A 14244-nucleotide genomic window follows, 5' to 3' on the forward strand; every position below is an offset into this window, starting at 1 on the left:
ATAAAATACAAGTAGGTTATAAAAACACTGGTGCACTTTATATTTCATTTAAGGACACCATTTAAATTATGGTGTTTTTTCATTTTAAAAAACAAAATAGTAATATAATTTAAAGGTAAAGTTAATTTAAAATTTTTATAAAAGGAAAAAAATGCAAAAAAAATTTAAAAGAATTTTTATGATCGTCACTGATTCATTGGGAATTGGTGATGATGGAAGACAAAAAGAGTTTGGTGATCAAGGTGCTGATACTCTATTCCATGTAAGTGAAAGTAATTTATTAGAAATTCCTACTTGAAAAAAATTAGGTATTGGAGAAATTACTAAACTTCATAATTATGGCAAAAAAAATAAAAATCATTTAGCATATATGGCAAGAATAGTAGAAAAATCTAATGCTAAAGACACTTTGGCTGGTCATTGAGAAATGATGGGAATTGAAACTAAAGTTCCTAATCCACAATTTGTGGAAAAAGGATTTCCACAAGAACTAATTAGCAAATTAGAAAAAGCTTTTGATGGTAGAAAAATCATCGGAAACAGGGAAGCTAGTGGAACAGTAATTTTAGCTGAATTAGGAAATGAAGAAATTGAAAAAGGTCACATCATTGTTTATACTTCTCCTGATTCAACATTACAAATTTGTGGTCATGAAAAATATACAGGACTTGAAAATTTATATAGATATGCAAAAGCAGCAAGAGAAATCTGTTCTTCTAATCCTGAATGAAATGTTGCTAGAGTAATAGCAAGACCATATGTTGGAGAAAATGGAGAATTTACAAGAACTTTTAATCGTCATGATTATGCTAATAAGCCACCAAAACAAACAATTTTAAATCAATTGCAAGCTAAAGGTATAAAAACAATTGCTGTTGGTAAAATTAATGATATTTTTGTTGGTCAAGGAATTGATGAAGTATTTCCACCAGCAAGTGATAACGAAAATATGGATGTAGCAATTGAAATTGCTTCTAAAAATACTGAAAATGAGTTTATCTTTGTTAATTTAGTTGAATTTGATTCACACTATGGACACAGAAGAAATCTTGAAGGATATGCTCATAATATTAATTCATTTGATATAAAATTAACAAAATTAATTAATGCAATGAATGAAGATGATTTATTAATAATTACATCAGATCACGGTAATGACCCTTCATTCCCAGGAAGTAATCACACAAGAGAAGCATTACCACTAACAATCTTTTCTAAATCATTTAAAGGTTCAGAAAGAAATCTTGGAATTTTAAGTGGTTTGGGAACTTCTGGAAATATTATAGCTAGAAATTTTGATTTAGAATTAGTTGAAACTGGTGAAGATATTTTTGACAAACTTATATAAATAAAATAAAAGGAACTATTGCAGTTCCTTTTATTCTTTTGGTTTTTTATCGCTAATTCCAGAAATATTTTTTAAATTATTAATTTCTAATTGAAGTATTTCAATTTGTTCTTGAAGTTCATTTTTTTCATTTTTTAAATTATTAATTTCTGTTTCAAGATTGTTTTGATTTTCGATGAAACTATCAAATTCTTCGTTAATTTGATCTAAAAATCAATCAACTTGTTCTGGATTGTATCCATTTAAAACTATGTCAAATTGTTGATTTAAAATTTTTTCTTTAATTCTTTTAATCATTGTTTTCCTTAAAGTGATTTAAAATTATACCATTTGCTATTGCTACATTTAATGATTCAAAATCAATTTTTATATAAATATTTTCATTTATAAAATTTTGAATTTCAGAACTTATTCCATTTCCTTCGTTTCCAAAAATTATTGCTATTTTTTCTTTATTTTTCTTTATATTAGATAATTCTACACTTTCTTTTTTTAACACCGTTCCATAAATTCAATACTTATTTTTGAGTTGATTTAAATAAAAAACTAAATCATTTGTTTGAATAATGTTTAAATAGAAAAATGCTCCTTGGGATGATCTTACAACCTTTTCATTATAAATATCTACACCTTTTACTATAATATCTTTAAAACCAAAAGCTTGACAATTTCTTAAAATGGTCCCTAAATTACCTGGATCTTGTATATTATCTAAAATAACAATTTTAGAAGAAAAATCATAATTATTAGTATTTTTTTTGCAAACAGCAATAATGTTTTGTGGTGTATCGGTAAAAGAAAGTTTTTTTATTATTTCTTCTGTAACTAAAAAAGATTTTATTTTTAATTTTGTAGAAAATTTTTCATATACTTCTTGTTGTGAAGTTACTATTTCTTCAATGAGATTTTGTTTTAGTGCTTCTTCTATTATTTTAGGATTTTCTATTAAATATAAGTTACTTTTATCTCTATATTTCTTTATTTTTAATTTGTTTAAATCAATAATTTTTTGATTTTTTAGCGAATTAATTATCATTAGAAATAAAATCTTTTCCCTTTTGAACTTCAAATAAAGAAAGGTTTTTAAAGTCTAATTGTCTCATCACTTCATATGCAACAAGAATTACAGAATTAGCTAGATTTATTGATCTGTTTTCAGCAACCATAGGTATTCTTAAACAAGATTGTAAATCTTTTTGTAATATTTTTTTAGGAATTCCTGTAGATTCAGTTCCGAACATTAAAAAAATATCTTGACCATTTTGATCAATTTCTTTAAAATTGACATCACTATATGTTTTTTGTCCATATCTTGTTATGTAATAAATTTTTTGATTTTTATATTTTTGATTAAATTCTTCATAATTATTATGAATTTCATGTCTAATATCACTTAGTCTTTTACCTGCTGCTGGTCTTTTTAATCATTTTGGTTCTAAAATAAAAGCTATGGGTCTGATTATATGTAATTTTGCTCCAAGAGCAAAACAAGTTCTTATTATATTTCCTGTGTTTGGACTTATTTCAGGTTGGTATAGGATAATATTGAGCATTTTTACCTCTTTAATTAATAATTTATTTATTATTAATTATACTAAATTGTATTTTATAAAAAAATTTTTATAACTATTTTAATTTTTAAATCATTTTAATTAAGAAAATGTATAATTAAAATATATAAATATTTGAGGAGAATTATGAAAAAGAAAATTTGAGCAATAAGTCCAATCATTTTATCAAGTACTTCTATATTAATAGTTTCATGTAATCAAACTAATGAAAGTAATACAGATACAATAAACAAACCTATTAATAAAGAAGAACTAAAAGATTATAAAATTTCAAATATAAAGGAAAATAGCATTAATTTGACTTTAAAAATAGAAAATTTAGATCAAAATAAAAACTACAATTTAAGTTTTAAATTTAAAAACGGATATTTAAAACAATTTCCAATAAATTCTAGTAAACTTCAATTTTCTTTTATTTTCAATAAATTAGAAAGCAATACTGAATATCAAATTTCAGAAATTTTTTTAAATGACTTAAATATTTTAAAGAATAAAACAATTTCTTTTAAAACCTTACACCAAACAAAACCATCAGATGAAATTAAAATTAAAGAAAAACCTGAATTTGATTTTAAAAATTCAATTTTTTCAATTGTAAGAAGGGACTATAATTTTGCTGAATTCAGTTTAATTTTCGATAGTAAAAATTTAAATAGTATTAAAACAGATGAAAATTTTAAAGTAACTTTAAATAATAATCAAACATATAAAGCAAGTTATGAATTTTTAGAAAATAACAAAATTAAAATAAAAGTAAATGCAAATAACTTATTAGAAAATACAAATTATTGAATAAAAAAGATTACTTTTAATACAGATGATAAAGACAATGTTATATTTACCAATAATGATAACAGCAATAATTTTTCTTTTAAAACATTCTTTTTAATTGATCAAGTAAATGAGTTAACTATAGCTAAAAAAGAAATTATTTTAGAAAATAATACAGAAAATACTTCAAATAATTTTGAGATAACATTAAATCAAGTTAAAGATTCTTTTGTAAACAAAAATTCAAGAATTTCCTTTATAAATAAAGAAAATAATAATAAAATTTATTCTTCTGAAATTAGTTTAAATTCATCAAATAATCATTATTATTTTATAATTAATAATATAGAAGCTGGAACCTATGAATTTAATTTTTTTGAAGTTGAAGTTAATAATCAATGAATTAAATTTAATAATAATTCAAATTTTTCAAAGGAATTTGTTGTCAAATTAAAAAATAATGATACAGAAACTTCAAATAATAATCCAAAGGAACCAGAACAAGGAATTGATGTAGAATATGTTAATAAATCAATAGAAAATTATGGTAATATTTTTACACTTCAAAATGCTAATTTAATTCAAAATACAGAAATTAATGTGCATAATTCAACTAATTTTTCAGAAATAAGTAAAGATAGTTTATTAAACAAAAATAGTTATTACACTTCATACTTTTCTTATTTAAATAACACAGTAACTAAACCAATACAGAAAGAAACTTCAATTACAACTAATGAAGTTTCCAATATAGACATTTCTTCAATTGAAGTTTCTTCTAATTTAATAAATTTAAATATTATCAATAACACTTCTGAAAACATTTCTAGTGCTAAAGTTTTAGTAAAAAGTTTTGATCAATATAATCAATGAAGTAAATATATTGATTTAAACATAAACGGAAATAAATTGAGCTTTAATCCTAATCTATTAAGTAACTATCAAAATGAGTTCATAGTAACTGAATTAATCATAAATAACAATAAAAAATCTTCTTTCAATTTACAATCTAAATATAAATTTATAAAGGAAAATACTTTATTTAATGATTTAACTATAGAAAATTTTGATATTTATAAAAATGAAAATTCTAAAGAAATATATGCAACATCTTCTTTTAATTGAAGTCAAAATCAATTAGCAGTTTTAAGCGACAAAATATTTGTTTTTTATTTTGAAGTTGAGAAAAAAGTTTATAAAGAAAAGAAAAAGAAACCAACTTTTCCTTTTGATCCAGAAATTGTAATAAATGAAGATGAAAATTTTGATGCTTCTAATTCTGTTCCTTCTATTAAAAAAATCTACATTCCTTTTAGTGAATTAAGTAAGTTTTCAATCGCAGGTTTTCAAGAAAAAATAAAATATAAACTTAAATATATTGATATTGTCAATAATCATAGTTTTATAAATTTTCTACCAAGAAAAGATGTATCTAATAAAAACATTAGTTTTTCTTATAATTTTAATTGAAATAATTCAGAAAAATTAAAAAATCAATTATTTATCAACAATGAAAACCTAGTAGAGAATAATTCACAAATAAACAACGGTTTAAAAATTGCAAAGCATGATTTGCTTTTAGAAAGTCAAAAAAATACTGATAAGAAAACCAATATTAATTTTTCAGTAGAAAACTTTAATACTTTATTAGATTATAATTTTGATTTTTATAATTTAGAAAAAAGATATCCAAATAGAAAAATAAAAAATAAAAATACAGATTTTAAGTTACAAAAAAATAATATAAATCAAAAAATACATTGATTTAAAACAAGGGAATATTTAAAAGATTCTATTTTTAAAATTAATGAAAATAAAAATAATGCCTATATTATTGAAGATTTAAATTCAATTATTATTCCAAATGATTTTCCTGCAGAAAATGTCCTTTTTTGATTTGTTTTTGAACTAGATTTAAATCCAAGAGAATTTAAAGATTCAAATGAGTTTAATGATATTCATTCAAGAGTTAGAGTGCCTGTATCTTTAAAAAATATTAAAGAAAATAAAACTTTAGAAAATGTTGATTTTCTTTTTGATTATGTATCTGAAAATCCTGAATTTCAACAAGAGATCTTTTCTAAAATTAAAAGTAATATTAAGTTTAGTCTATCTTTAGAAAATAATAAATTAAAATTAAGTTTAGACACTAAAAATAATCAAATTAAATTTAATAATATTTTATCAGTTCATAATCACTCAAATAATCGCTCTGCCTTTATAAATCGAAGTGAGTTTTTTGTTAATTGAATACAAAATGAAAGTGAAAAAGATGAGAAAATATCTTTTCATCAACAACAAAAAATAGATAATAATTCTATTTTAAGCACATCAACAGGATATAAAAATACTTATGATTTAAAAACTGAAGACAAGGTAATTAATGCTGAGTCTAGAAAAAATATATTAATAGATGCACCTAATGCTAACGACCGTTCTCGCCGTTTATACAGCGAAAATACAGTAAAACCTATTGAAGAAGGAAGAAATCGTGTGTTTAGTTTAAATTCCGATGCTGATGGAACGTGAAATATTTTTGCAAAAGTAAATGACAATTCTAACGATTATAGATTTTATGCTTTTGTTAATTTCCACGTTTGAAATACAAACAGAAAATCCGGAATAGGAACACTCGATAAAAATTTACAAGGATATGAAAGAATAACTGTTCAACACCCGCAATTAATAGCTTCTACAAATATTGCAAGACCATCTACTAATCCAGAAACAAATAAATATTTCCCTATTTACACAAATAAAGAGCATCCTGAATTACAACCAGATGGAAATATATTCGATTTTGAAATCCCTCAAGATCAACAAGGAATAACTTTTGATTTATTTTTAGATTTTAGTAATTCTGTAGCAAATTATTACGGTGATTTTAAAAACAATAATGGAGAAGTAGTCCATAGAAATACTTATGATAATTTAGATGCTATTATAGCAATTGTTGATTTTAAACCAATATTTACTACTTTTGAAAATCAAGATTTAGATCATTATCAATATAAAAATCGTTCACTAAATGAAAAAGAAAAAAATGCTATACGTCACTTCTTAAATTTTAAAAAACTAAAACCTTTAGAAATTTCAGATTTATCTTTATATTTAAGTTCCTTTAACAATTTGAATTTTTATATGGCTACATTACCAAAAGTTCAAACTTTAGGAAATAGTGATAGTTATCCAGGATTAAGATATAGAGAATATTTAATAGGAAATAATCCTATAAAATTTTCAAATTCATCACAAGGTGGTGTTAATGCAATAAGACCAGCTATATGAGGTGAAGTTCAAGATTATGACTGATATAGCGGTTCTTCAGGTAGTGGAGTCTATGATAGTGATGCAAAAGTAGTTGGTTTAGACGCACAAGGTGGCAATTGAAGTGCAAGCAACTTTTTAATTTTTGATACACAAAAATATTCATTTTTAAAAAATAGAGAATTATCTTATAATCCAATTGCTTTTGATGAAATTATTAAAAAAATGTCTTATTTATATCCCGACAAATTCAAAGATATATTTTCAAAATAAATTATCAGTCCTTTGCAAGGATTGTTTTTTTATTTAATAAAAAGCGAAAATAATATATAATTTTGTTTATGAAAATAGAAAGAGTTCAAAAACTCATATCACAAGCAGGGATTGCTTCACGTCGAAAAGCAGAAGAATTAATTCAAGCACAAAAAGTTACAATTAACGGAAAAATTGCAAATTTAGGTGATAAAGCAAGTTTTAAAGATAAAATTTTGGTAGATGGTATACCGCTTTTTAAACAAGAAAATGTTTACTATATAATGAATAAACCAGAAAAAGTAATTTGTTCATTAAATGATCCACAAAAAAGAACCGTTATTACTGATTTAATACAGGAAAATAAGTTTATTTTCCCTGTTGGAAGATTAGATTATAATACCACCGGAACAATTCTTTTAACTAATGATGGTGAATTAACTCAAAGATTATTACATCCAAAATATAATATATTAAGAATTTATAGAGTTAGATTGAATGAACCGTTAACAAAACAGCAATTAGATTTTTTAAATGGAAATAATGTCTTTATTGATGGGATAAATTCAAAACAAGAAGTAAAACAAGTAGATACTAAATCTTATTTAGTAACTTTAAGTGTGGGGACTTATCACCATGTTAAAAAATTATTTGAAATTTTCAATTTAAAAGTTCAATCATTAAATAGAATTGAATTTGCTGGACTCAGTCATATTGGATTAAAAAAAGGCGAATATAGAAAACTAAATATAAAGGAAATTAGGTGATTAAAATCACTTGTAAAAATAATATAAAAAGGGAAAAAATGGGATTTAAAAAATTTAATTTAATAAATAAATTAGAAACAGCAATAGAAGAAATGGGTTATGATCAACCAACACCAATACAGGATGCTGTTATAGAATTAGCATTAATGGGAAATGATATTATTGGTCAGGCACAAACAGGAACAGGTAAAACTGCAGCTTTTGCTATACCAATAATTCAAAATACAGACGAAAAAAATAAAAGTATACAACATTTAATTTTAGCTCCAACAAGAGAATTAGCTACACAAATTTATACAACATTTGAAAGTCTTACTAAAAATTTTGCAATCAAAAATGCATTAATTTTAGGTGGGATTTCATATGATAAACAAAAACAAGCAATAAAAGAAAAACCACAAATCATTATTTCAACTCCAGGAAGATTAATTGATTTGTTAAAAGGAGAAAAATTTAAGTTAAATATAGATTTTTCTGCCTTAAAATCCTTTACTTTAGATGAGGCTGATGAATTATTAAAAGTAGGATTTTACGAAGAAATTAAAGAAATTTTAAACTTTATTCCAAAGCAAAGACAAAATTTCTTTTTTACAGCAACATTTGATAAAAAAACTAAGAATTTAAGTGAAATGATCACAACTGATGCAAAAGTAATTTCTATTTCACAAGGTTTAACTACAAGTTCTACAATAAAACAAGAATATGTTTTAATGAAAGAATCAAGTAAATTAAATAACTTAATAAAATTTCTTGAATTATATAAACCTAAATCAGTTGTTATATTTGGAAGAACTAAAAAAAGAGTTGATGAACTTAGTGATGCATTAAGAGAATATGGTTTTAAAGCATCTGGTATTCAAGGTGATATGCAACAAAGAGAAAGAAATTTTGTAATGGATAAATTCAGAAAACAAGATATTTCAATTTTAGTTGCAACAGATGTTATGGCAAGAGGGATTGATGTAGATCACGTTGAGTGAGTTGTTAATTTTGATTTACCTCAGGAAATTGAATATTATACACATAGAATTGGTAGAACCGGAAGAGCTGGTAGAACCGGATATTCTTTATCTTTTGTAAAACATAATGAGATTTTACACATTGAAAGAATTGCAAATGAAACTAACTCTGAAATTGAAGAAATCCTTGTTCCGAGTGATGAAAAATTAAAATCTGTTTGAGAAAAAAGAATATTTGAAGAATGTGAACTAATATTAGAAAAAAATAAATATGCAAAATACACAAACATCAAAGATAAATTATTAGAAACTTTTAATACAGAAGAATTAGCTATAATTTTAGCTGAATTTATTGCAAACACTAAAAACAACAAAAGAGAAATTAAACTAAATCCTGAACCAAGTGTTATTATTAAAGAAAAGTATAGAAAAGAATCTAAAAATGGAAAAAGAAAAGAAAAATTCTTAGATAAAAAAATTAATAATATTTCTCACAGCAGAGAAAAAAGAAAAAGAAGAAGACATTAAAATAAAGGAAAAATAAAGAAAAATGAAGTAACTAACTTCATTTTTTATTACTTTTTAGCAAAAATATTTTTAATTAAATCCAATGATTCATCGCTAATATTAATGATTCCAAAAGCAACAGCTTCTAAACCAGTGTGGATAGCGATAACATTAGGAATATCAAAAAGTTCAATTTTAGAATTTGAATAATTTTCAAATTCTTGTTTAATTTCTTCTATTTCACTATTTCCAGAATGAATAATAACAGTTTTAGTATCTTTAGTTTTAGGTAAATTATCTCAATTTTCTTTATAATAATTGAATAAAGTTTTTCTAAAAATTCTTCCTTTACCTTCTTTTTGTAACATCCCATTTTCTAATTTTATTACAGGAACTATTTTTAATAATTTAGCAATTGAAGCAGCAGAAGGAGATAATCTTCCACCTCTAACTAAGGCATCATTGTATTTAGGAATTAATAAAAATTTTCCAACAAAATCCTCTTCTAATTTAGCAACAGCTAAGTTGAAATCAACACCATTTTTTATATTGTTTTTAAAATTAATGATATCAATTATAGATAGAAGAGTTACTTTATTAGATTCAACAACATAAACTTTTTCTTCATTTTTAAATGAAGTTTTAAAGTTAGAGTATTGAGATGATAAACCTTTACTAATTGGATAAATAATGATTTTATCGTATTTATCTTTAATTTTGTCTACAAGTTCATGTGCAAGACCTAATGGAGTTGCTGAAGTAGAAACTTTTGATTTAAGATTTACATATTTTAAAATTTCACCAGATTCTAAATCTATTCCATCAGCAAATTCTTTTTCATCCACTTGAATGTAAAGTGGTAAAAAATATAAATCCATTGCTTCTGCTTTTTTCTGACTTAATCCTGTAGCGGAATCTATTATAATTGCGATTTTCATACAAAATATTATATAATATTTTTAAAATATTAGTTTATTTTATTTTGTAAAATATTAATAAAGGAGAAAAATGAAAAAAAAATTGGTAGATGATTTGAAAAAACGTGGTATTTTGAAAGATATTACTAATGAAGAAAAATTCATTAATATGAAAGACGATGAATTTATTTATGCTGGTTTTGATCCAACAGCAATTTCCTTACATTTAGGTAACTATATTCAAATTTGTACCCTTTTAAGATTTCAAAAAGCAGGAGTTAAAGTCTTAGCGGTGGTAGGAGGAGCTACAGGAATGATTGGAGATCCTTCCTTTAGATCATCAGATAGAGTTCTTTTATCTGATGATGAAGTTAAAAAAAATAAAGAATCAATAATTAATCAGTTAAAAAAATTCAATTTAGAAGTTTTTGATAATTTAGAAATTTACCAAAACATGAATATTCTAACTTTTTTAAGTACAGTTGGTAAATATTTAAATATAAATTATATGATTTCAAAAGATTCAGTTGCTGATAGATTAGAAAACGGTTTGAGTTTTACAGAATTTTCATACCAATTAATTCAAGGATGAGACTTTAAATATTTATATGAAAATTACAATGTTAAAGGACAATTAGGTGGATCTGATCAATGAGGAAACATCACAACAGGGATAGAAGTTATTAGAAAAGCTTTTGGAGATAACAACAATGCCTTTGGAATAACTACAAATTTACTTACTGATAAAAACAATAAAAAATTTGGAAAATCTACTGGTGGTGGATCATTATGGTTAAAACCTGAATTAACTTCTGCTTATAGTTTATATCAATTTTTACTTGCTTCTGATGATTTAGAAGTCGAAAAATTTTTAAAATGATTAACTTTTTTAAGTTTGGAACAACTTGAAGAAGTAATTCAAAAGCACAATGAAAATAAATCATTCAAATTAGCTCAAAAAACTTTAGCTTTTGAAGTTGTAAAAAATATTCATGGCGAAACTGAAGCAAATAATGCTGTTAAAATAACTAATATTCTCTTTAATAAAGGTGATTTTAAAGAATTGACAATTGAACATATAAATCAATTAAGAAATTCAATTCCTTTTTTCTTACAAACTAAAGATAAGACTATTTCTGATTTATTGATTGAGACTAAAATTTTTAATTCTAAAAGGGAAATGAGAGAATTTATTGCACAGGGAGCTTTAATATTTAATGATAAAAAGATTATGAGCGAAGACGAAAATATAGATTTTTCCCTTTTTGATGGAAAATTTATTTTAATAAAAAAAGGAAAAAAACATTACTTTGTAATTGAGTTTAACTAAGGAAAAAATGAACGAAAAAATTATTAATCAATTAGAAAAAAAACTAAATATTGACTCTAAATATATAAAAAGAGTTCTTGAACTTCTTGAACAGGAAAATACCATTGCTTTTATTTCTAGATATCGTAAAGATTATACAAACGGTTTAGATGAAGTTGAAATAAAAGAAATATACGATTTATATAACTACAATTTAAAACTTGAAGCAAGAAAAGAAAGTATTATAAAAACCTTAACTGAAAAAGAAATTTTAACCGACCAATTAAAAGAAAGTATATTAAAATGCGAAAAAATGGTGGAGTTAGAAAATCTTTATAAACCATACTCAACAGGTAAAAAAACAAAAGCAAATATTGCTATAATCAAAGGATTAAAGGGATTTGCAACCTTTTTATTATCTTTAAATAGAAAAGTTAATTTTACTAAAGAAGCAGAAAAATATATAAACCCTCAAAAAGAAGTTAATAATGTTACAGATGTAATTGAAGGTGCTAAAGACATAATTGCTGATATTGTAAATAATGATGTTGAAATAAGACAAAAATGAGTAGATTTAATTTATAAATATTCCAAAATAGTAACTAAACTTAAAAATAGAGAAAATGATATAGAAAATAAATATCAAATTTATTACAGTTTTAATAAACCAATTAAATATCTTTTAAGTTACCAAATAATGGCAATAGATAGAGCTACAGAAAAGAAAGTTATTACTAATTCTTTTGAATACAAAAATGATTTTATAACTGAATTCATAGTTAATAAATACACTAAAAAAGTGGAATGAGAAGGAAAACAATATATTGAAGAAGCTGTTAAAAGCGGACTTAAAAGACTTTTGATTCCGAGTGTTGAAAATCAAGTGTATTCCGAATTATTATTAAAATCACAAGAAACAAGTGCAAATATTTTTGCTAAAAATTTAACAAAACTTTTATTACAAAAACCTATTAAAAATAAAATTATTTTAGGTTGAGATCCAGGTTTTGTAAGTGGTTGCAAATTAGCTGTAGTAGATGCTAATAACAAAGTTTTATCAATTGATGTTATTTATCCAAATAAACCAAAAAATAATCAAGATTTAGTTGAAGCAGAAAATAAAATATTGCAATTAATAAAGGATTTTAAGGTAGATTTGATCGCAGTTGGAAACGGAACTGCAAGTTGAGAAAGCATCAACTTTATTTCAAAGTTAATAACAAAACATTCTTTAGAAATAAAATTTATTATAACTTCTGAAGCTGGGGCATCTGTTTATTCTGCATCTAAAGCCGGAATAAAAGAATTTCCAGATTTATCTGTAGAGCAAAGATCAGCAATAAGCATTGCAAGAAGAAATATTGATCCTTTATCTGAATTAATAAAAATTGAAGCAAAAAGTATTGGTGTAGGGCAGTATCAACACGATATACCAGTTAAACTTTTAAATGAGAAAGTTGATTTTGCAATTTCTCAGTGTGTTAATAGTGTTGGTGTAGATATAAATACTGCTTCTGTTGATTTACTTGTGCATATTTCTGGATTAAACCTCAAAACAGCTAAAAATATTGTTTCTTATATTGAAAAAAATAAAAAAATTAACTCTAGACAAGAAATTTTAAAAATTTCTGGAATTAATGAGAAGATTTTTGAACAAGCTGCTGGTTTTTTAAGAGTTAATGAATCAAGTGAATTTTTAGATAAAACTTCAATTCACCCTGATATGTATCAAAAAGCATATAAAATTATGGAATTATATGGTTTATCTATTTTTAATTATGATAAATTCAAAGATCTAAATAATGAACAAGAAATTAATAATATTAAAATTAAATTAAATTTAGAATATTTTGAAATAAAATTAATTCTAGAAAATCTTTCTAATCCTCTTCGTGATTTTAGAGATGACTTAGATGATCCTATTTTAAGAAATAATATAGTTAATAAAGATGAGTTAGAAAAAGGTATGATTTTTAAAGGAATAATTAGAAACATTACTGAATTTGGTGCTTTTATTGAGATAGGATTAAAAGATGATGTTTTCTTACATTCTTCTAAATATCAAGAAAATCAAATTAATATCAATCAAGTTGTAGAAGTGGAAATTAGTGATATTAATCAGGAAAATGGCAATGTTGCTGTAAATTTAGTAAATTAAAATTCAAGTAATTAATAAACAGGGACATAAATTTGGGACACCAAATTTATGTTTTTATTTAAGGAGAAAAATGTCAAAACAATTAAAACCAGAAGAATGAAAATATTGAATTAAAAAATATTTAGATAATTGTGAGAAAATGAGAAATTTAGATTTATTTTGAACTGAATATTTTCATTTTAGAAAAACAGAACCAACTTATTTTAAAAAATTTCTTTTTAAAGAAAAAGTTAAACTTTATAATTTAGGTATGAATTTAGAATCCCAAACAGGAAAATCACCTAAGAAAAATAAAGGTGTTGGAAGAAAAAGAAAAACATTAACACCAGAAGAAGAGAAAAAAATTTGAGATAGTATCCCAAAAGAAATTTTAATTAAATCCATAAAAATTTATCAAGATGTTTTACCTAAAGAAGTT

10 protein-coding genes and 1 pseudogene are annotated in these 14244 nt (G+C 23.5%); 7 read left to right on the top strand and 4 right to left on the bottom strand.

Annotated elements, in window-relative coordinates:
- The first annotated feature begins 151 nt into the window (after positions 1–151).
- Entirely contained in the window at positions 152–1348 is a 1197-nt protein-coding gene (locus tag ACXX86_RS03615) for a phosphopentomutase (RefSeq protein ID WP_436359133.1), read from the top strand.
- A gap of 30 nt (positions 1349–1378) precedes the next feature.
- Here ACXX86_RS03615 and ACXX86_RS03620 read toward each other — a convergent pair whose 3' ends face one another.
- Genes ACXX86_RS03620 through ACXX86_RS03630 form a run of 3 tightly spaced genes read right to left on the bottom strand, consistent with a single transcriptional unit; the run spans position 1379 to position 2901 of the window.
- A complete protein-coding gene (locus ACXX86_RS03620) occupies positions 1379–1645 on the bottom strand; it encodes a DivIVA domain-containing protein (RefSeq protein ID WP_436359137.1) in 267 nt (88 codons plus the stop codon).
- On the bottom strand, positions 1638–2384 hold the full coding sequence (locus tag ACXX86_RS03625) for a TrmH family RNA methyltransferase (protein ID WP_436359139.1): 747 nt from the start codon (positions 2382–2384) through the stop codon (positions 1638–1640). Before ACXX86_RS03625 ends, ACXX86_RS03620 begins: the two co-directional genes overlap by 8 nt.
- The gene (locus tag ACXX86_RS03630) at positions 2374–2901 is read right to left on the bottom strand and encodes a tRNA (cytidine(34)-2'-O)-methyltransferase (protein ID WP_436359140.1); all 528 of its coding nucleotides are present in this window, start codon (positions 2899–2901) and stop codon (positions 2374–2376) included. Before ACXX86_RS03630 ends, ACXX86_RS03625 begins: the two co-directional genes overlap by 11 nt.
- A gap of 144 nt (positions 2902–3045) precedes the next feature.
- Between ACXX86_RS03630 and ACXX86_RS03635 the strand changes: the two genes are divergently transcribed.
- The 3 genes from ACXX86_RS03635 to ACXX86_RS03645 all read left to right on the top strand — a co-directional run bounded on the left by ACXX86_RS03635 (position 3046) and on the right by ACXX86_RS03645 (position 9463).
- On the top strand, positions 3046–7230 hold the full coding sequence (locus ACXX86_RS03635) for a hypothetical protein (RefSeq protein WP_458561152.1): 4185 nt from the start codon (positions 3046–3048) through the stop codon (positions 7228–7230).
- A gap of 68 nt (positions 7231–7298) precedes the next feature.
- Positions 7299–8003, top strand: coding sequence for a pseudouridine synthase (locus ACXX86_RS03640; RefSeq protein WP_436359142.1), 705 nt, complete (start codon positions 7299–7301; stop codon positions 8001–8003).
- Positions 8004–8014: 11 nt separating this feature from the next.
- The gene (locus ACXX86_RS03645; RefSeq protein ID WP_458557668.1) at positions 8015–9463 is read left to right on the top strand and encodes a DEAD/DEAH box helicase; all 1449 of its coding nucleotides are present in this window, start codon (positions 8015–8017) and stop codon (positions 9461–9463) included.
- A 47-nt stretch (positions 9464–9510) separates the two neighbouring features.
- Here ACXX86_RS03645 and ACXX86_RS03650 read toward each other — a convergent pair whose 3' ends face one another.
- Entirely contained in the window at positions 9511–10380 is an 870-nt protein-coding gene (locus tag ACXX86_RS03650) for a DegV family protein (RefSeq protein WP_458557667.1), read from the bottom strand.
- 70 nt (positions 10381–10450) lie between these two features.
- Between ACXX86_RS03650 and tyrS the strand changes: the two genes are divergently transcribed.
- The 3 genes and pseudogenes from tyrS to ACXX86_RS03665 all read left to right on the top strand — a co-directional run.
- Complete coding sequence (tyrS, locus tag ACXX86_RS03655; protein WP_436359147.1) at positions 10451–11689, top strand: tyrosine--tRNA ligase; 1239 nt, start codon at positions 10451–10453, stop codon at positions 11687–11689.
- A gap of 7 nt (positions 11690–11696) precedes the next feature.
- Positions 11697–13826 (top strand): Tex-like N-terminal domain-containing protein, encoded by a 2130-nt coding sequence (locus ACXX86_RS03660; protein ID WP_458561153.1) that lies wholly within the window; start codon positions 11697–11699, stop codon positions 13824–13826.
- 70 nt (positions 13827–13896) lie between these two features.
- A pseudogene (locus ACXX86_RS03665) lies at positions 13897–14244 on the top strand (hypothetical protein); the annotation flags it as partial.

This window comes from Mycoplasma sp. CB776 (assembly GCF_054343395.1).